1 protein-coding gene is annotated in these 1,246 nt (G+C 54.2%); it reads right to left on the bottom strand.

Features of this window, described 5'->3' with window-relative positions:
- Positions 1 to 477 precede the first annotated feature (477 nt).
- A complete protein-coding gene (locus IQ273_RS33265; RefSeq protein ID WP_228054382.1) occupies positions 478 to 963 on the bottom strand; it encodes a hypothetical protein in 486 nt (161 codons plus the stop codon).
- Between the last annotated feature and the right edge of the window lie 283 nt (positions 964 to 1,246).

Raw genomic sequence — 1,246 nt, 5'->3', positions numbered from 1 at the left:
TTGACTCAATTGGTCTTGCAGTTGACGATACAAGAGGGGTGTTTCCATGAGACTGGCCTTGAGTTGGGGAATTCAAGCCTCTCATGAAATGCCCCTTCCCATCTACCCTGTCTCATTTGGGACTCCTTTCACAACAACCCTTTCAGGACTTTTCTGCACCACCAAGCACCGTAGCCTCTATTTTGAATCATTTTATTCTCAGGCACCACCATAGCTTTACAGTGCTCATGCCTAGAAGCGAATGCTCCTAAGGACTCCAAGGCACTGGTCTACTAACAGGAGATAGATGGCTAAAAGCCTCTCTAGGTAAGCACTTTCAGGATTTTAGGGGTAATTGCCTCAAACTACTGGTGCATAGGGGTTTCAGAGATTTATCATCGCTTAAGAGACTAGTGCCTCCGTTGTTGCCACGGCATCTTGCCCTGCGATCGCCACCTGAATATCAGCCATAGGAGATGTGCCAATGTTTGGTTAATCCTAACAAGCGCATTGGTGATGGTCATCAGGTAGGAGCGATCGCGCCGCATCCTCGTGAGTGGTGAGGCCATTCTCGTGGGCAGTGAGGTTATCCCTGTGAGCGGTGAGGTCATCCCTGTGAGCGGTGAGGCCATCCTCATGAGTGGTGAGGCCATCCTCATGAGTGGCGAAGTCATCCTCGCCAGCGGTGAGGCCATCCTCGTGAGCGGTGAAGTCATCCGCGTGAGCGGCGAGGCCATCCTCGCCAGCGGTGAAGTCATCCTCGCCAGTGGTGAGGTCATCCTCGTGGGTGGCGAGGTCATCCCCGTTAATGGTGAGGCCATCCCCGTGAGCGATAATCTGCTCCACCGGTAGGGTGCATTCGCAGCCCCACACCATGAGCAAAGCCCCCAGGTTGAGCTTTCGTGCCGCAATGCACCGCTTATAATGTCGCGCCTCTCGCTTGACGCTGGTGGTGCATTGCGGCCAGGGCAAAGAGCACTGCATATCGCAAGGTTTGCCTTAGGCCACGAATGCACCCTACCCACAATTAATCTTGACGCTGGCGGTGCATTGCGGCCAGGGCAAAGAGCACTGCATATCGCAAGGGTTGCCTTAGGCCGCGAATGCACCCTACTCACCGTAACCCTTGGCTGGTGGGCAGTGCCCACCCTTGTATCTTAAAAAGTGTGGCAGACCGTCCCACCCTAGGTTAAGCAAACCGTGTGTAGCTTGGGTCGCCGCACCTTTCAGGATAAAACTCGAAAAATCGCCAGGAGCCTGTGACTCC

The sequence above is a fragment of the Nodosilinea sp. LEGE 07298 genome (assembly GCF_015207265.1).
Taxonomy (GTDB): Bacteria; Cyanobacteriota; Cyanobacteriia; order Phormidesmidales; family Phormidesmidaceae; genus Nodosilinea.
Note: the sequence above shows the minus strand (reverse complement) of the source record. Positions and strands in the feature narration are given on the sequence as shown.

Bases quoted from the DNA above. Each gene is read 5' to 3' on its own strand.
- IQ273_RS33265 (WP_228054382.1), bottom strand. From the start codon at position 963: ATGCAGTGCTCTTTGCCCTGGCCGCAATGCACCACCAGCGTCAAGCGA.